This is a genomic window from Acinetobacter bereziniae LMG 1003 = CIP 70.12 (assembly GCF_000368925.1).
GTDB classification, from domain to species: Bacteria; Pseudomonadota; Gammaproteobacteria; order Pseudomonadales; family Moraxellaceae; genus Acinetobacter; species Acinetobacter bereziniae.
This window is the reverse complement of the sequence record NZ_KB849754.1, coordinates 285,628-303,885: the sequence shown is the minus strand read 5'-3', so window position 1 is coordinate 303,885 and position 18,258 is coordinate 285,628. Positions and strand designations below refer to the sequence as shown.

At 36.3% G+C, this 18,258-nt stretch carries 19 protein-coding genes; 9 read left to right on the top strand and 10 right to left on the bottom strand.

Features of this window, described 5'->3' with window-relative positions:
* Positions 1–9: 9 nt before the first annotated feature.
* From F938_RS01670 to F938_RS01650, 5 genes are all read left to right on the top strand, one after another.
* On the top strand, positions 10–441 hold the full coding sequence (locus F938_RS01670) for a hypothetical protein (protein WP_005005806.1): 432 nt from the start codon (positions 10–12) through the stop codon (positions 439–441).
* A gap of 272 nt (positions 442–713) precedes the next feature.
* Complete coding sequence (locus tag F938_RS01665) at positions 714–1,286, top strand: hypothetical protein (RefSeq protein WP_005028673.1); 573 nt, start codon at positions 714–716, stop codon at positions 1,284–1,286.
* Between the two features lie 70 nt (positions 1,287–1,356).
* Complete coding sequence (locus tag F938_RS01660) at positions 1,357–2,028, top strand: hypothetical protein (RefSeq protein ID WP_010591245.1); 672 nt, start codon at positions 1,357–1,359, stop codon at positions 2,026–2,028.
* Between the two features lie 8 nt (positions 2,029–2,036).
* Positions 2,037–2,519 (top strand): hypothetical protein, encoded by a 483-nt coding sequence (locus F938_RS01655; protein WP_005028671.1) that lies wholly within the window; start codon positions 2,037–2,039, stop codon positions 2,517–2,519.
* A 97-nt stretch (positions 2,520–2,616) separates the two neighbouring features.
* Positions 2,617–4,473, top strand: a complete 1,857-nt coding sequence (locus F938_RS01650; protein ID WP_005028670.1) for a phosphohexomutase domain-containing protein — start codon at positions 2,617–2,619, stop codon at positions 4,471–4,473.
* A 48-nt stretch (positions 4,474–4,521) separates the two neighbouring features.
* Here the strand turns inward: F938_RS01650 and F938_RS01645 are convergent, their stop codons facing one another.
* The gene (locus F938_RS01645; RefSeq protein ID WP_005028669.1) at positions 4,522–4,923 is read right to left on the bottom strand and encodes a hypothetical protein; all 402 of its coding nucleotides are present in this window, start codon (positions 4,921–4,923) and stop codon (positions 4,522–4,524) included.
* A gap of 49 nt (positions 4,924–4,972) precedes the next feature.
* Positions 4,973–5,386 (bottom strand): hypothetical protein, encoded by a 414-nt coding sequence (locus F938_RS01640; RefSeq protein ID WP_005028668.1) that lies wholly within the window; start codon positions 5,384–5,386, stop codon positions 4,973–4,975.
* 266 nt (positions 5,387–5,652) lie between these two features.
* On the opposite strand from F938_RS01640, the gene F938_RS01635 reads away from it, so the two are divergent.
* Positions 5,653–8,658 carry a DotA/TraY family protein gene (locus F938_RS01635; protein WP_005028667.1) on the top strand — a complete coding sequence of 1,002 codons (3,006 nt, stop codon included), beginning with the start codon at positions 5,653–5,655 and terminating at the stop codon, positions 8,656–8,658.
* 61 nt (positions 8,659–8,719) lie between these two features.
* Here F938_RS01635 and F938_RS01630 read toward each other — a convergent pair whose 3' ends face one another.
* On the bottom strand, positions 8,720–9,214 hold the full coding sequence (locus F938_RS01630) for a hypothetical protein (RefSeq protein ID WP_005028665.1): 495 nt from the start codon (positions 9,212–9,214) through the stop codon (positions 8,720–8,722).
* A gap of 243 nt (positions 9,215–9,457) precedes the next feature.
* Between F938_RS01630 and F938_RS01625 the strand changes: the two genes are divergently transcribed.
* From F938_RS01625 to F938_RS01615, 3 genes are read left to right on the top strand one after another with little or no spacing between them, the layout of a single operon-like run.
* Positions 9,458–11,470: a peptidoglycan DD-metalloendopeptidase family protein gene (locus F938_RS01625; protein ID WP_005028664.1), complete on the top strand. Its 2,013-nt coding sequence runs from the start codon at positions 9,458–9,460 to the stop codon at positions 11,468–11,470.
* A 22-nt stretch (positions 11,471–11,492) separates the two neighbouring features.
* Positions 11,493–11,903, top strand: a complete 411-nt coding sequence (locus F938_RS01620; RefSeq protein ID WP_005005820.1) for a hypothetical protein — start codon at positions 11,493–11,495, stop codon at positions 11,901–11,903.
* A 14-nt stretch (positions 11,904–11,917) separates the two neighbouring features.
* Entirely contained in the window at positions 11,918–12,343 is a 426-nt protein-coding gene (locus F938_RS01615) for a hypothetical protein (RefSeq protein WP_005028662.1), read from the top strand.
* A 52-nt stretch (positions 12,344–12,395) separates the two neighbouring features.
* Here the strand turns inward: F938_RS01615 and F938_RS01610 are convergent, their stop codons facing one another.
* From F938_RS01610 to F938_RS01580, 7 genes are all read right to left on the bottom strand, one after another.
* Complete coding sequence (locus F938_RS01610) at positions 12,396–13,040, bottom strand: hypothetical protein (protein ID WP_005028658.1); 645 nt, start codon at positions 13,038–13,040, stop codon at positions 12,396–12,398.
* The gene (locus tag F938_RS01605; RefSeq protein WP_005028656.1) at positions 13,033–14,589 is read right to left on the bottom strand and encodes a UvrD-helicase domain-containing protein; all 1,557 of its coding nucleotides are present in this window, start codon (positions 14,587–14,589) and stop codon (positions 13,033–13,035) included. The genes F938_RS01610 and F938_RS01605 overlap by 8 nt, the downstream gene beginning before the upstream one ends.
* Before the next feature lie 3 nt (positions 14,590–14,592).
* The gene (locus F938_RS01600) at positions 14,593–15,150 is read right to left on the bottom strand and encodes a hypothetical protein (protein ID WP_005028652.1); all 558 of its coding nucleotides are present in this window, start codon (positions 15,148–15,150) and stop codon (positions 14,593–14,595) included.
* Entirely contained in the window at positions 15,150–15,719 is a 570-nt protein-coding gene (locus F938_RS01595) for a hypothetical protein (protein ID WP_005028650.1), read from the bottom strand. Before F938_RS01595 ends, F938_RS01600 begins: the two co-directional genes overlap by 1 nt.
* A 12-nt stretch (positions 15,720–15,731) precedes the next feature.
* A complete protein-coding gene (locus F938_RS01590) occupies positions 15,732–16,406 on the bottom strand; it encodes a hypothetical protein (protein WP_005028648.1) in 675 nt (224 codons plus the stop codon).
* Positions 16,407–16,418: 12 nt separating this feature from the next.
* The gene (locus tag F938_RS01585; RefSeq protein WP_005028646.1) at positions 16,419–17,324 is read right to left on the bottom strand and encodes a hypothetical protein; all 906 of its coding nucleotides are present in this window, start codon (positions 17,322–17,324) and stop codon (positions 16,419–16,421) included.
* A 122-nt stretch (positions 17,325–17,446) separates the two neighbouring features.
* The coding region (locus F938_RS01580) for a secretion/conjugation apparatus DotM-related subunit (protein ID WP_228129502.1) at positions 17,447–18,258 on the bottom strand (812 nt) is incomplete at its 5' end.

Sequence of the window (18,258 nt, the reverse complement as noted above, 5' to 3'; positions counted from 1 at the left end):
GATAACTAAATGCAATACGAAAATATTCATGAAGCAAAAACGCCACTTAAAAGCATGATTACTCGTAGTCATGCCTATATTCGCCTGTTGGTAGAAAAAAGTATGGCTGATGGTATTAAGTTTAAATATCACAACGGTAGACGTTTAACTCAAATTGATGATCCTGAGCGTGTTGTTTCTCAAATCTTCCCTTATTTTTTCCGTTTAGTTTTCTTGGAAATATCAACTTATTACGGTCAAACATTTGATGGTCTTAAGTTTCATTCTAAGAAACGTGCAACAGGAACATTGCAATTAGAGGTCAGTATTCTTGAAGACAAAATACCGAACCAATTAGAGTTTTTCACCTTTATTAGTTACGTTTTTAACTATGGGTTTTTAAAAAATCAATTCCATGAAGACTTAACCCTTTTAACCAAAGCAACAAAGTTTGCCAGTTAAAAGTTAGATCCATTTTAAATCTTAGATTTAGGTATATACTAAAAATAATTTTTAAATATTTAAACTTTCAATGTGGCTTTATAATCAAATAAATCCATATTGATTTAGAAACAAGTTAGATATTTCTGAATTAAAAGTGTGGCGAAAGTATCAGTTTTATAAGTCAAACAGTCTGCAGTCTTTTAAGTAACTGTTGTAACGAAATAGTCATAACTGAGTCGCTGTACATTTGATGTGTATGCCCTTTTATTAATCCCATTGGAGATGATCGAATGCAAAAACCATTGCATGAAAATCTTGAAAACTTTCTGCCTTACTTGAAAAGTGAACTCGCTGCCAAAGGTATTTTAAGTGCGTCACTCAAAACCATCTTTTTGAACTACATTGATCAGATCACAAAAGAGAATAGATTCGTCAGCCATACCAATACGACCGATCGACAAATTGTATATATAGAACGTGGCGATGATGCATTGATGTTGCGCTTTAAATATTTTGTTGAAAATAATGAGTACTTAGAAGTTGAGTTAATCATCACGGATACTCATGTAAAGTTGGTTTATGCTGAATCACCAGAATTACACTTGCTTTATGATGATGAAACACCAATTTGCTTAGATGCTGGCCAGTTAATCAAGTGTACCAATGACTATGGAACATCACTTGCTACTTTAATTAGCGCCCTATTCCAATGTTTACTCAGTGATGATCCACAAAAAAATATCCAAGACGTACTTAATCAAACTAATCTTTTTGACAAAGTTTCAGATGAAAATGCCGAATTAAACAAGGGTTCACATGATTTCGATAACCGACAAAATCAAGCAAATATCTGGGTTTTCTGATTCAGATTCAGAAGTTGTTAAGGATAGTGTTTTATCCTTATCTACTGCTTTGTGGATCATGAATATACTCATGTCTACAAATTTTGTTATTGGTTTAACCAAGAGAGATCAGAAGCTTTTTGATAATGCCAAAGAAACACTGATTACTGAAATGAAGCGGTTAAATTACAATCTTAGCGATTATAAAGTACTCCCTGTTTCAAAAAAGAATGAACCGCTTTTGCTTCAAATTAAACTTGAACAAAAATCAGATCGGATCATAGATTTAGTCAATGCCAATTTAAAGGATTTATCCAAAGACGAGTCCATGGTTATTGAAGTTCTTTATGCAAATTTAATGAATAGTAATAGTGGTGTTTGCATCACTATAAGCGATATTCATGATAAAACAGCGCTTCAAGTCAGTGAGATTCTTACTGACATTTCAAAAGAATTAAAGGTATCTACTTTATCCGATGTTCTTGATATTTATGCACGACCAATTGAACATAATAATGCCAAGGTGAGCTTTACCCTGGTGAACCCATGGGCATTATCAACCGATAGAAAAAAGACTCTTTGCATTGCTGCACCCATATTCAATGAATACAACAGTCCATTTAAATTAATTGCACTTCTTCAAAATATCATTTATCTAATTAATCAGAAGTGTACTAAAGAGACGGACCTTCTATTCGATTCCATTAACCTACCAAAATTTCAAAATAGACTTTTTGGCCAAAGCTTTTTTTATATTAATTAGGACTAACCATGAAAAACCAAACACGCCCATTTACTGTAGTGTTGTTGGCTCCTATTGCAGAACAACCTATTCATGCTTTAGTTGCGCCATCAGGTGATTCAATTCTGTTATCACAAGATACGAAAGTCTCTACTCTCGCAAATTGTCCAGATATGATCGAATCTGAGTTCGGTACATATGATGAATTTCTTATCGAACATCGCGATCAATTTATGCTGTTTAACCAAGTCGCATCTGATTTAGATCCTGATCTAATTTTTCCTAAAGTGCATTCAGACCTACTTGAAGATAGCTTATGTATTATTCGTTCTATTTTCGCTTTTGAACGTTTCAAATTAGAAGAAGAACAAAAGAATGCTACTCGTAAAGAGCCTAAAGAAATTAATCAAGAATATTTAATGAAACGTGCGATAGACCAGGCAATGACTTTAGAGCAAGATGTTTCTGACCTTTCATCAAATGTAGAGCGCTTACAAAGCCCCATGTCTTAAACTCCATTAAATATATTTAAAATTAACTTTAAACCCTCTCTTAAAACTTATATGCTTATTAGTAATAGTTTAAGGGTGTGGTTTAAAGTATTTTTAGATGGATACAAATTTAGTTTTTTTCGATGACTTTAACGCTACTTCTAACACCTCTTCTGGTGAAAATCACCGTTCTTTAAATAACGTACTATTCTTCTTTCTCAACTATCATAAAGGTACGTTTTTAGCTGATACGATATTTTTTGATACCCACTATCAAACAATTGACAACCGTAATATTGTCGGGGTTTTGCCTGTTCTTTTTAGTATCTGCCAGATTGACCGTTCAGAAGGTCACACCGGGCAAATAGTCGATATTCAACAGGATCTAAATAACGTAGATGAAGATGATTATGAACCTGTAATTGATATAGATGATACGCAAACATTTAACTTGTTCTACCACTTCCTTAAACCATCCAATGATGCACCTGTAAAACCACACCTTAATAAACTAAAAGTATTACCAGACAACTTAATCGATTCGATTAAACACCATGAGCTTTTAAATTACATTCTTGCTCTCATTGAGAATAAGATCTGGACCGATTCTGATGTATTTAAGTATGAGTACAAAAATAGGTTTTTGTTTTGCGTTTTTATCTATTTGTCCAAGACCGTAGATCTAAGTTTTAATAGCTCTCACGCTTCTTTCACGAGCTGGCTTGAACTGCGTAACCTATCTTGGTTTGGTGCTAATGAAGTTGATACCAGTAACTTTGCAACATTAGAGCTTTATATACATGCCCTATCCTACACGCTTAAACTGGCAAACCATATTGTAAAAGCAATCATCAATAATAATGTGACGCCGTTTAAAGTTGCACCGCAAGAAGAATTGTTTTACTTTTTTGCTGAACGTACAGACGCACGTTCTCCTAATGAAGAGACTACACCGCCGTATACGCCAGCGGAAGATGATGAAACTTTTTCCACTGAACTTTCTAGTGCTCCAGTACCAGCACCGTCAAATAAGGAAACACCAAAAGTAACCGATGCTTATTTATTGGTTGGTGCGGATCTTGAGGATTCTGAGTCCACAACATCAGAAAAGAATGTGATTACTCAAGACTTCAACTACCAAGCACGTTTAAATGAATTATATGAGCTGTCAAAATTCATCAAAGATGAAATTATAGATGCTCCAATCATTTCTATTAATCAAGCGTGGAATATAGTGCAAGATAAATGGAAGTTTTATCTCGATACTTTTTCAAGTAGCTACTTCAATATGAATGATTTTGAGAAGACGGCTATTCTTAAACAATTGAAATCACTCAAAGCCAGTATTTTTATGAACTGGTTTGATATTAAGTCGGGTGCTGGCCAGCAAGTATTTATTGATCTAGTGTCATACGACACGTTTAAGATTGAGTTTCTTTCTTCTGAAGCTAAGATGATCCAAACTTACATGAAGAACCGTATTAAAAATCAGATGTATTTTGAAACTACGGCGCCACAACCAAAGTTTTTGAGAAATCTAAACAACTTATTTAATGAACGTGTCGATACGCAAAAAATTAAAGACATAGAAAACACTGAACTTTTGTTGAAGGTGAATGGCATTCTTGACGGTGTTACCAAAGATCTCATTGACAATATCAATCTGCATTTATCAAATGACATTTATCTTGTGAACTACTTTTCTAATGTAGATAAGGAACTGGAACCGCCCAAATATCACTTATTAGATATTTTGCTTCGTACTTCAGTGCTTAACCTTATCTATGTTTGTCCTACAGCATCACTCAATGCAACCAAGGATCTTCTAAATGCAATCACTGATCCTGAAATTGAGGTTTCAGCTTTTGACACATTCGACCGCAAACAATATCAAAATCAAATTGTAAAAGAACTCGCATGTTCATTCCGTCAGCGCATAGATCCATCTGAACTTTTGAAGCTAGATATTACGTAGATATAAAAAATGCCCATCATTCGGGCATTTTCTTTTTAATGGTTAGGCTTACCAAGGTCTAGGCTCTGGTGGGCGTGATGTGTATTCATTATCCATATTGTTTTCAGATTCATTGTCTTGGTCCAATTCTGGATCTGTTTGTTTGTAGCGGTTTTGGTAATCTTGCTGCTCAATTAAATCTTCTAGAGCCATTTCTTTAAAGTGACCAACAAGTAATGAACGTGTTTCTTCTTGGTATTCTGGTTCTTGCGCTAATTGACGTCCAATTTCATTCGGTAGTTTATTGTCGTAGATATATTTTAGGTTGGTTCGTTGTGTTTGTAGTGTAGGTTGTGGGTTAAACTCGTCAGTAAGGGAAACTACTTTAGCTTCACTAAAACTAGTGCCACAATTAAAAACGGCTCTGGTCGCGTCTTGAAGTATATCTTCTTCGTTCTGTATGTTTTCCATTTGGCTTAAACCCTTTATTAAAGTCAGAATCTTAAAATTAAGAGATGTATTAAGATACCCAATTATACTTCAATAAATTTTCAATTTGTACCTTTAACGCTTCTTGCTCTAATCTGTCTAAACCTATTGTTGCGATGTTCTCTAAAAACTTGTCTTTATACTCGTTGTAACTTTCTATATCGTCTTTTTTAATGGTTTTGTCTAGATTTAACGTAAGCATGAGGTTTAATACTTTTAATATTTTTAGGTTCTTCCGTTTTTTGAGAACTTCAATAGGATCTAATTCAAAAGTATTTATTTTATCTAGTTTTTCTTTATAAGTTATTGCCATTAAAGGATTTATGCTTTGGTTGAGTATGTAGGATAACTCTAAAACAGTTATATCTTTCCCCATATCTTTAGATACAGATTTCTTAATTTCCGACAGTAAAATTAAGTGAGATGTAAACTTTGCTTTATCCATAATAGTCTCTTGTATTTAAACTAAATCATTAAAACAATTAGCAAGTCATGTTTAAACTTTCTGTATATACCAATAACAGTTTTGTGGTACATTATTGCTAATTTAAAAACCATTGTTATTTGTAATAAAATGGTTTTAATGATTCTTTGGTTAAAAGGTATTAAGCCTTTTAGTTAAACGTCTAACTTGTAATTTATAACACTTTGCTTTTAGTCGTCTTAAGTAAGCGATGTATAAGAAGCATTAAGAAAAACGGTGAGTTAGCTATGAGTTTATTTTGTCAATCGACAAATCCGAATTGTGATGGCGACCAAGCCGTTACTCTTCTCTCATCTATCTTTGGACACGACTTCATCAATGCGTTTATCAATGCGTCTGGACCAGCCTCGACAGTACCATCATCAGGTTTACTCACTAATATATTATTAGGCGGTGTAGCTAGTGTGGCAATGTCGTTGGTTTTGGTTTTTGCGATCGGTATTGGTTTAACAGCACTTTTGAAAAGCGCCCAGGACGGTGAAGCTTTCGGGAAAGATTCAAAAGTCACTACGATGTTTTCCCGAATATTATATTCGATTATTTTACTTTTACCTACGGCGTCCGGCTACTGTTTCATTCAAGTAGTCGTGCTAGGTATGGTGCTATGGTCAAATAATGTATCCAATACAATTAATAATAGAACGTTAGGCGAATCCTTAATGGCTTCGGCTAGTTTGTCAGATACGCACGATCATCAGCGTGACATCTTTGGATTTAGGAAAAATGCGCCTGTTATGCTTCGCCAGTTGCATTGTATTAACGTTCTAAACCAAGAGTTTTATACTCTACCGCCAGCATTCGGGCGCTATTTTAGTGATGGTGCTTATGGGGCGAATGCTAATCCTGGTGTTAGCATGACTGCAGTAGAGAAAAAGCAAAACTACATTGATAAAACCGCTAAAACTGCAAGTAACTGGACATCTGTTACTTATAACTTCGCTTACGCTGACAGCCGTTTAGAAGTTGGGGGCAAAAAAGAGCCGATCTGTGGCGGTGCTTCAATGAACGTTGTTAATCCAGCTGCGGTTAATGCTGAGTTAATGGACATTCCTGTTTATAAACTTCGCCAATCAGATCAAAACAAGATCAACGTTGCTTTGGCAAATGTTCAAGCTAAGTTACAACAAGAAAAGAACAATCTATATCGTCAATTCTTTATCGATTTAGAAAAGTGGTATATCGCATATCAAGTAAGCCCTAATGCCACTGAACAGGAAGGAACATTCCCGATTAGTAAAGCTGCTATGGATGCTTTCAATGCGCTAGTTGATAATTATGTGAATAAGAGTCATACCGTAACGAATAATGTTCTGACTTCTGAAAATGGCTATACTGCGGTTCAAACTGTTGTTAATACGCTAAATCAGCGCGGTTGGATGATGACGCCTGAAGCTCGTATTAAAGTAGGTCAATATCGCGCTATTGTTGAGAAGTATATTACTGAACCTTTGTGGACGTTCAGCCCTCCTACACTGAATTCAGCAATCATGAGCAACTCAAAAGGTGAAGCAATTTATAACACCGTTTATGTTGCAATGGATAATGCTGTTGGTAGCATTACATCCAACAATAATTGGGTGGCAAACGGCGATATTGCCGACTCTACCAACTTAATATCAATGTCTACCGATGGTGGTGACTCAAACAAAGTATCCAACATCGATCAAAAGTTTTCGGCATATGGTTCTGCTTGGGCAACAAACATTACTAAATCATTGGTAATGGGTGTATTGGTCGGTGAAAAAGGCGATGCGGAATTATTAAATAATAATTCGTCAAGCTCAAATATCAGCCCTACTACATTGCACCGCAATACGAATGTTATCCGTAATATTCAAGATACTGGTGAAGCAATCTTAGTCTATAAAGCTGTGGCTCAAGGTACTGTTGTCGGCATGAAATTAGTCGTGCTTACTGCTCGTTCTGGTTCTGCTCTTGTTCAATGGGTACCAGGGCTTAAGGGCGTAACTGAAGAAGGCACCAACGCTTTAGAATATGCCGTTGAAAATATCTTTGCTCCTATCCTTGGTCAGCTAGTAACGTATTTGACGATTCTTGGTGTGTGGATGGCGGTTGTTATTCCATATATGCCAATGATCTTCTTTGGTCTAGCTTGTGTAGGTTGGATCATCCATATCCTATACGCTGTGTGTGGTTTGCCTTTATGGGCGCTAATGCACATGATCCCTGAGCGTACTTTTGTCGGTAGCCAAACACAAGGTTATGTCACGGTATTAACGTTGTTCATGCGACCAATATTTATCATTGTTGGTTTCTGGATGGCTGAAATTATTATCGGGCCAGCTCTTGTTACGCTTACTGATATGTTCTTTAGCTACCAAGGTGCAATGAGCATCGCTTATTCATCTAATACGTTTACAGTTATCTTTACTGAGCTGATTACGTTTATCTGGAAGTTCTTCTTATATCTATTCTTGATGACTTCAGCGATCTACCTGATTTACGGGTTGGTATTTAGTGTTGCTGACCAAGTACAACAATGGATTGGTTCTGGATTGAATGGCGGTCAGTGGGGTGAAACAAACTCAAAAGAAGCTATTCAAAAGTTTGGTGGCGCTGCAAGTACGTTGTCTGGTCCATCTCCAGCATCTCGCCGTCCTTTACCGCCTGGTAGACGTCCTGATGGTGGTAAGGGTGGTCCAAATAATCCGAAAGGTGGTGGTGGTGGCAATGGTGGTACAGGTGGTAATACATTAGGCGGTACTGGTAGTACGACTGCATATAGCCCTGTAAACATGCCAGCTAGATCCGCTTCTTTTGGCGCTGCAACTGGTGGTACAGGTGGTATTACTCCAAGTGGTGTCACTGGTGGTACGGGTGGTAGAACTGGTCTTGGTGCTAAACCAACATCACCTACCCCAAGCCAAGGTCAATCTACATTCGGTATGGGTGCTACAAGTGTAAGTGGTACAAATAATACGCCTACTACTGGTGGTGGTCTATATGGTGCAAATGCTTACGGAAAAACAGCTTCTACGTTTAATCGTGGTGTAGCTAAAGCATCAGCATCTAAGACTGGTTCTACTTTCGGTAGTGTGAATGTTGCAAGTGGTACTGGCTATACGTATGGTACTGGTTCGACTCCTAATGCACGTTTTGGTGCTAGTTCTAGTGCAACCAAGAAATCTAATATTTCTGGCCGTAGCACTATGACTAATCGTGTGCGTTCAGGTTTAAGTTCAACTCTGTCTAAGTTTAAAGGTAAACCTTAAAATCTAGACAATAAAAAATGGTGCTTTATAAGCACCATTTTTTTTATCAAAATATTCATAATTAAAAGTTGATTTTCTGAATGTTGTTTTTGTTTGTAGAGTTAAAAATAAATCTACGAACGCCGATATTAACAAGTTGCTGTTGATCTTTCTCTAGCTGACCAACTGCATGACTGTAAGCACGGTTCAAATTGTTATATGAACGGTTTTGCACAAGTAAGTCAAAGTTGTTGATACGCTCTTCTTCTAACTCAATTTGCTTGTTATTAAGCTCGATGTCTTTTGCTTTCATTTGGGCGCAAACATTGTTGTACTTGTTCGCCAGCTCATTGTGCTTGCTTGTAACGTCATCAATGTGTGCGTTCGCTTCAGTAACCAATTCGTTGTACTGATTTGTAATACCTTTGATTCTGTTTTCTAGCATTTCAATGTGAGCTAACAAGGCATTTTCATTCTTCATGTGTACTTTGTTTTGGATTAAAAAGTCTAATCCCATTGAAGCACGGTCAATCGCTTGGTCGAAAGTAGCGCTTAAAACGTGTGCGTGATTTAACATATTTAGATACCTCACTACTTTTATTAAATTAAAATATTAAAACCATGTAACCTTATTCTTAAACCTATCAATAAGATTAACGCTATATGTATATACTATCTTAAAACAAAACCTAAAAACTTTTTTTAAAGTATAAAATAAGTATTTAATCGTATATACTTAATCCGTCCACTTAGCTATTAGGGACATTTAATAAGAAGTTAATTTATTTTAAGAACTTCCTTTAAGCCTGGCGATTCACTTATGAAATTTAAACCCTCATTTCAATTAAAGCCCTTGAGCTGTGGCATTAAAGTCGCAATTTTAGTGACTTGTTCGGCTTTTATTTATACCGCTAACGCCGATCCTATTTCTGAAAACGTAACCGCTACAAATGCTAATACGGCAAAAGTTCCTAACAACGCTCAAAAAATGATTTTCCATAAATATTCGATCATGCCGAATGATGGGCGCCGTAGTGCTGGTCGTTTTGGTGAATTTCGTTTGCGAGGGGGCGCTGCTGGTAGTCATAACGGTATTGATATTAGTCGTGCGAATCCTAATGACCTTACACTTAAAGCAATTGGTTCAGGTTCTATTGTCTCTTATGACACACGTTCATCTGGTGCAAGCAACCAATCAACCACTAACCCACTAATTATGCAGATGGATACTGGCGATCGAATCATGTATCGCCATACTGATCCATCGTATCAAAAAAAATATAACGCTTACCCTGGTCAACGTATTCAAGCTGGTCAAAACATCGCACACATGTCAAATAAAGGCTGTGGTTCATGTGCCGTGCATTTGCACATTGAATATGGTGTAAAGGCAAAACGTGGGCTAGATGTTTGGCTGAATAAAAACTTAGATCAAGTTTTTAAAAATCCATCCATTGCACTTCAGCAACGCGTTAAAGGATCTGCGCCATATGTGGGTAGTTCTGAATATAAGTTAACAGATCCTACGCCATATTTACCTCAAGACGTTGTGATTAGTGTCTCGCCACAAGGACAAGCATTAGAAAACAAATACACACCGTACTTGGGTAACACCATTAGGACTCAATGGAATGCCTTATATTCATCATCAACAGGAATCACCCTCCCCGTTTCTTCATCGGTAGATGGCATTGCAGTAAAACAAGGCAAAAAGCTTCCAGCACTTGCATTTAGTGGCGATGTTTCGATGGATGCTTATGGATCTGCACAAGTGCAAGTCGCTCAAATGATTGCTGACGGTACTATCTCACCTGAAGCAGCTGCAAGCGGTACCATTTATGCAAATGATGTTGCTCAATATGCACCGCCTAGAACTATTTTTGGTGGTACGGCTGATGATGTGGGTTTTGATATTGGTGCACTTAATTCTACGCCAGCAGAATTAATTGAAAACATTGGTACTGGACGTTATGGCAACTCTAAATGGTTTAATGAATTAGCAACTATGTCGATGATGGGGCTTTTGATTGAAAAGCTAAACATTATCAATGCACAAAACTATTTGACTAAAGAGATCCATAAACAAAATGAACGCTTAGAGGCTCTTTTGGCAGCTTATACAGCGTCAGAAACTCAACGCTATTCTGGCCGTGTAGATGAACTTTATACGAAAGCTGAACAACCAACTGTTATTCCTGAAGTAGCAGTAGTTGAAATGAAACAGCTTTTTGAGGAAGGTGGAAACGGGCAAGTTTATTCAGATGCACAAATCTTAAAAGGTGGACAAGGTACTCCAGATCGTAAATGTGGTTGGGGTATACCAGGTGCTTTTGGTGCGGTTAAAGATGGTATTAAACGTGTTTCTTTAAAACATGGTTATAACCCTAATGACGTTGCAGCTATTCTTGGTTTTGAATCTGCCGGTTTTAATCTTAAAATTGACAACAACGCTGGTGCATATGGTTTAAGTCAATGGACTAAAATTGGTATAACAGATATTAATGCTTCAGATTTAACAGCGAGAGGAATACCAGCTTCAATTAAATCAAACCCTAAGCAAATCACTACACTGAGTGCTCAACAACAAGTCGAATTATTAGATTTATATCTTGCAGTAAAAGCACGACAACGTAAAAGCGACTATAATAATAAAACAATAGCTGGGTTTTATGCTCTAGTTTTAGGTGGACCATATAAAAGCCCTAGTCGTGAATATAATGCGAACAGAAACCTCGATAGAAACCCTCGAGATGGTGTTGTGACTTTAGCTGAAGCCGTTACATTTGAAGGTATTGTTATGCGTTTATGCCCTTACTATTCTGAATACCCTTAATAGAGCAATTAAAGGAAATATTATGAAAAACAGATTTTTGTCTTTATTGGGTTTTAGCCTTTTAGCATGTGCATCTTTTAATGCTAGTGCTAATACTAGCTCAGACTCTATTCGTGCTGAACTTGAAAAACTGCGCTTAGTAAACGTTAAATGTGCTGCGGTTTCTAACGATCCATTTGATGCAAAACACCTAAATTGCTATACAAATGTTTATAACCGCGCAAGTCAGCTTGGTAGCCTTGCTTCTAAATATATTAATAATGAAGAAGCTCCGCGTGTTCTAGCTGATCACAATCGAAACTTTACTCAGTTACTTGCTAACTGCGATCAGTTATACGCTGGCCAGACTGCAAAGTACAAAACACTAAGCATGCAATGTAAAGCGACCAATAAATTAGGTTGGGCAATGTTTATTCCGGCATTAATGAAGTAATAAAGGATCAGGTTATGAAAAAGTTTTTAAGTTTAGCTTTGTTATGTGCTGCTACCATTATTACGTCATCTGCCAACGCTGGTTATAAGACCAAAGCTGAAGCTATTCAAGCTTATAACAAGGTACAAGCTGAGTATCAAAAATGCGTGTTTAATTATAATGAAGCGCGTGATTCTGAGTACGGTTCACCAGAACTTAAGTGCAATACACCATACAACCAATCATTAACACGTTTCATCAAAGACGTTCGTGCGGAAAGTCAAAAGAATGCTGCAGCTTGGCAAGCAATCAATACACAACATATTAAATTTAGCCAAAACTGTGATAGTCAAACTATGGTGAGCTCATACAATCCATCGTTTTTTATTCGTCAATCTTTTATGTGTGAATCCTCTGCTTTTACATCTTTAGCACAAGTGGCAATCGACCTTTCTTATTAATTTCAAAACATAAAAAGGGCATCTATAAGATGCCCTTTTTTGTCGTTTGGTTTTAGACTTTTTCTATAATTGTTTCGGTATCTGGTGTTTCAACTTCAAACCCAAAGTGAAGATTACCGTATTCAATTGCTTCTTCTACCCAATGCAAGCCCATGTTTTGCTCATTTCCTACTTTGCTTGAATCATAAGCCTCAAGGGGCATCACCCTCTTAATATCATTTTCGATGAAAAAATATGTATAACAGTGAGGGTGCACATATATTCCATCAAAATAAAATGGAATTAAATATCTCCCCTTTAATTCCTTAAACTGCTCAATTGTATGTTTACTTGAAGCAATTCCACCGCCTGAATCTATGACAATGCTTCTAAAAGATCCTGAAGGAATATCAACGATAGCCAGGCCATCGAACGTTTCTACACCATTTAATATCTCTTTAGTTTTGAGATAAACACCTGGTTCAAAATGGCGTTGCTTGAAATTAAAATCTTCCGTGAAACTAAAGATTGACTTTGTTTCCTTTTCAATTAGATGAAACATTTCAAGAAGTGGTGTGATTATATCTGCGACCTGTGAGCCCTTTTTCTTAACAAGCTCCATGATATACGGTTCGTGATGAAACTCTCCGCGAATATAACTAGCATTGTGACATGCCTGAAACACTCTATTTTGCAGAACTTCAACTTGATTAGGCATTTGAAATCTCCGTATTTTTTGAATTTAAGTGTTCCAATAAATCATTAATGCCATCTGTAAATAATATGTTTTTGGCTCGTGTTACGGTCACATACAACAGCCGTTTTTCATCTGCAGAAATCATTAGCTTTTTATCGAGAATTTTATAGTTAAAGCCTTTTGCGATTAGGACATTATCCCACTCTAAACCTTTACTCTTGTGTGATGTGCTAATGACCAAAGTGTTTTTTGGGTCAGTTTCATCATCAGCCATACTATTTTCTAACGCCCACTCAATCACTTGCCATGAGTATTGGTTTGTTAGATCCAGAAAGGTTTTTAATTCTGTAGTTGCCCCCTCCACTTCTCCAAACACTTGTATATGGTCCACAAGCTCTTGGTAGGAAGAAAAGTTTTGAAGCTCTTTACACGTTGGCCGTTTATTTGCTCTCAGTTGAAAAATCCCACTGAAAATATCTTTACTGCGCTTTCCATCAACCTCAAGACGTATTTTCTTTTCGCCATTAAGGTAGCCATGAAACTTAAAAAAGTATTCAAAAGCCGTAGCATTTGTTCTACAAATAATCGCGTTCAATGAAGATGGTGCATAACTTGATGTACTGAAAGTGGTAACTTTTGACGTTTTACTTGGTAAACCTTTTAACTGTCTGGTTTCACCAAAAAGTTTATTGAGAAGTAGATTAGCTATATCTGCAACTGCATTACCAAACCGAAACGACTGTTCTAAGTACAATGCTTCAAGATCTAGGTTCTGTAAAATATCTTTCGCACCCCTAAAGCCATATATGCTTTGGTATGGATCTCCAACAAAAATAACTTTTGCTTTTTGACGTTTGAGTACGTCTAGTATTAATTGGTCACTATCTTGGCTTTCATCTACCATCACGTAATCAAAATCAAGTTGTGGTTTTTGCAGTACCCACCACTTGAGATAGTAATCGTGTGTAATACCATAATCACCGTTTGGATCAACTACATCATTCCAGATCATTTTCGCAATTGAAGTGATTTTATCTTCAAGAACGTCATTGCGCTTAATTGATGTTTGTTCTTTTAAAGCTATGTAAGCATGATCATTGGTAACAGTCTGATCCACTGTCATACAAAAATAACGTAATGTATTAAGGATAATCAGCGCTAATGTTAGATCGGTGAGTTGTCGGTTTTTCCCGTTGTACTGAAATCGAATGTTTTCAAGCTTAAACTTTTGAACAATATCTTTAGGAAGTAACGTAGGTTTGTTAATCTTATTTTTCAGCCAACCAGGTATATTTCTGTAAGCTAGAGAATGGAATGTAGAACATGTGACTGAATTCAGCCCATATTCAGCGAATTTTTGATTAGCTTCATCTGCCATCTTTTTATTAAATGATAGATATAGTCCAAGCTTACCTAGTTGTTGCAAAGCACTACTACAATGGATCAATGTCGTAGTCTTACCAGTACCAGCAAAAGCAATCAATTTAAAACTGGTTTTTAGTCGTGTTGCTTTATCAATTGCTCGTTGCTGTTCACTGGTAGGTTTTTGAGTAATTTTCTTCACAACCATTGCTTAATTTCGTGCTAAAAAAGAACTTGGTTTTTTGTTTTTCATTACAAGCACATCGCTTTCAACAATTTGCATCTGGCTTGCTAAAAAGTTAACTTGTTGCTTCAGTTCGTTTATATCGCTTTTTAGTTCAACTACTTGCACTTGCATCTCAAGGTTTGAATATTTGAGCTTGTTATTCTCAGTTTCTTTCTCTTTTAGTGCTGCCTGTAATCTTTTGATTTCCTGTTGGCTCTCTATGTTAGCCACATTAATATTGCTCTTGCTTTGAATATTTTGTGCTTGAGAAGATGTACTCTCAATTGCAACAGGTGTTGGCTTTGGTTGTACTGTGCCATTATATTTGGTTGTCTCTGAGATCTTATCCCATAGTGAATATGTGCGTAATGGCGCTGGTATATTTTGATTTGGTGTTGAAAAACTGGTGCGTAAAGCATTTGCACTGTCTTTAGATACAATGTCTCCAGAACTATTAATTTCAGTAAAGCCAGCATAAGCAAGTGAAACAACTGTTGAAACTGCTATTGCACCAATTACCTTAAAATAGTTTGATTTCTTCATTAGAATGCCCCTTTCAAGCGCTTATTTTTTGCCGTTTGATTTGATGATTTTCGAGTGATTGTGTTGTTTTCTAAATTGATAGAAACACCTACATTCATGACCTGATTTTTCTGTGGGTTGTATTGAATAAAGACCAGTTCTTTTGCATATTTCTTTGCGTGTGTTAAACGTTCAGCATGAATTTCATCAAGATTAAATCTGATTTGCATTCGCGATATATACAGCTTGAATAACTGATCATTTACTTCAGCTAAATTTAAAACTAAGCCTTTTTCATCTATAGAAGCAGACTCGAAAGTTAAATCATTTAAAAACCAATTTTCGGGTTGTATTAGTAAATAAAACTTTTCAACTTCGCTTGTGATTGCATATGAAAAACAAAACTCATTCACCTGATAGGTGCTTAAGCAAATGGTTTCATTGTTATAGCCACGTTTCATGTTTCGGTCATATGAGCTCAACCACCAAACTAAATAGTGTCGTGCTTCCAACTCTTTAACGGTTATTTGTGCTATTTCTGAGGCCTTTAGCTGTAATGCTTCAAGGTTTTCTATTCGTCTAGCTCTCATAGATATTTCACCTTATTTTTCTTGAAAGCATGAGTTATCAAAAGCCATTGAGTTAGGATCTAACCCCATGTTTTTAAGAGCCAAGGCTTTACCGTCAAGTTCAGGGTTATCAGATGTGCTTAGTTGTTGCGAACTTGTTTCTGAAGATGCATTTTTCTCATTAGTACCTGAACCTAAAAAGTAACCGCCTCCAGCAAAAACAACTACTGCAGCTACAATGCCCATAGCTGGCCAAGACGTTTTAAAACTAGAGAATCTATCTGCTAAAGATAAGCTGTATTTTTCTTCATTAGAACGTATAGGGCTGTCTGTAACATCAGCCTTATATTCATTTAGAGCTTGATGCCAAACTTCCTTTATGTAGCTCTGAAGTTCATATGTACTGAAACGAACCTTGCTTTTGTTTAAGTAATAGCATGGCTCACTTATAAGAATTTCTGTGTTTTCGTCAGACTTTAAGAAAACTTGTCCTCTAAACAAATTATTCTCGACCTGATCAAATCCTTTGATCGTTAATAGTAGATCCGTGGCCTTTGCATCTATATTGAAGATGCTCACCTGGCGATTTCTATCCGTATCTCCAGAAAGGTCAGAATCTAAAAACATAGACTCATTGTTTATCTTAGAGAAATAAGGTGAAAAGTTTCCGACAATCGATTGGAAAGCTTTCAATTGAGTTTTGTTCATCTCAATTCCCTCTTATTTGAAAATATAGTCAAGAGTGGCTGTTTCTGAAGTTCCTCTACGAGCTTCAACTTTTCCAGTCTTTTTATTTACAAAGATAGCAACTGGTACACCAGCAGTTAGTGGCTGTGGCTTTTGTCCAGCGCTACGAATTGCTTCTCGCTGTTCACGATCTTCTTTTGGCATTGCAACAATATCTTCGTGATAGAAGAAGATAGATTGAAGAGCGCCTAAGTGTTTATCCAACTCAGCAAGTTCCTGTGGTGTAGGAATCACTTTAATTGAGTTAATTTCTTCATCTGTTCCATTAAAGGTTTTATTAATAGTATCTTCAGATGGTTTACGAAGAATTCCAGCTGCTAATTGTTTTCCGTTTTCACTTTGGTTTAGAACTAAAGCTGGAATCCATTTAATAGTTGCACCGCTTTTAACGTATGAGCGAGAAAGGTTGAATGTTTCGTGACAATATTTACAGCGTGGATCGTAAATGATGTAAACAGTGTTGTTATCATTCGCTTTCCCCTCTTTAAACCCTGAAAGCGTTTTTACAGCTTTAAAGACTGGATGATTGTATGCACTGGCCAAATTCCCAACGGAAGCTGTTGGTTGTCGTGCTGGTGTATTCATTTTTTTTGCAGTTAATTTAAGAGGCTCAGATATATTTTTTTTAGTAGCAGAATCCCAAGCTGTACCATGTAAGATGACTTTTTCATCGGATGTTGTAAAAAACACCGCATTTTTCCCATTAGGTGCCTCAAGAATCCAAGAAGTTAAACCTCCACTAAAGGGTTTAACTTCTTTTACTTTGCCCATTTTTTGCATCTTAGAAGTAAGGTCCTGAGATGGTGCAGCGTAAGTAGAGATTGTAATAATACTAATAGCGCAACTTGCTACTATTTTAGTGAAATTATTTAAAAGCATTTTAGAGTATTACCTTTTAAGCCATGTTTTAGCAGTATAGTTAAAATATGGTTTTAAAAAAATAGTTAAATAAAAAAGACCGGTGTTTTAATACCGGTCAATTATAACTTATAAGTTTAAGACTAAAACCCTTTTTGCTTGTTTTTTTGTATTTCATCCTGTGGTATTTCTACGCTCACCATATCAAAAACATGATCGTCACTATACTTAAAATCATCTTTATCATTGTTTTTAGAGTTATAAGATCCGTTGTTTAATTCCTTGTCCGTAAACTCTACTACTCGAATAATACTGTTCACATCTTCAGCAGCTTTTTGTCTAGCTTCAGTCATGGCAAAACTCAATAATTCGTATTCAAAACCAACAAGGCCAATGTTAAAGTCTGGCTCTTCTAATGGCTTCCCTAATTTCACCTCAATTAGATAATGCGAGATTGGACCTAAACCCTCACTAAACAAAGACGGTCTACCAATATTCTGTATGAATGCGTATGCAGTTCGATTGTATAGTTTTAACCAGCGTATATCTGTTGGTGGCATTACACCTAGTTGTCTTGCTGTTAATACAACCTCACACAAAATAGTTCTTACATATGCATGGTTTTTAAAAATCTTAGTAGCAACGGGATGTTTAATGTATTTGTGAATTCTTTTTCTAAGGAAATCAAAATTAAACCCTACAAGCTTACGATCGCCCTCAACATACTGATTTTCAATTGCAAACAATGGGTTGTTAGGTATATTTTTTGTGCAAATATCCCAATAGTAATTAATTAATGTTGTTGAATCTTTTTTGATTTTACGGAACTCTTCATCATCCATAGATTCATCGGTTGCACAGGCTTTGTTGCACAAAGATTTAAAAGATAACACTCTGCTCATTTGAACAGAATTCAAGTGACAACTTGGGTATGAGGACGACCTAATTCTGTAAA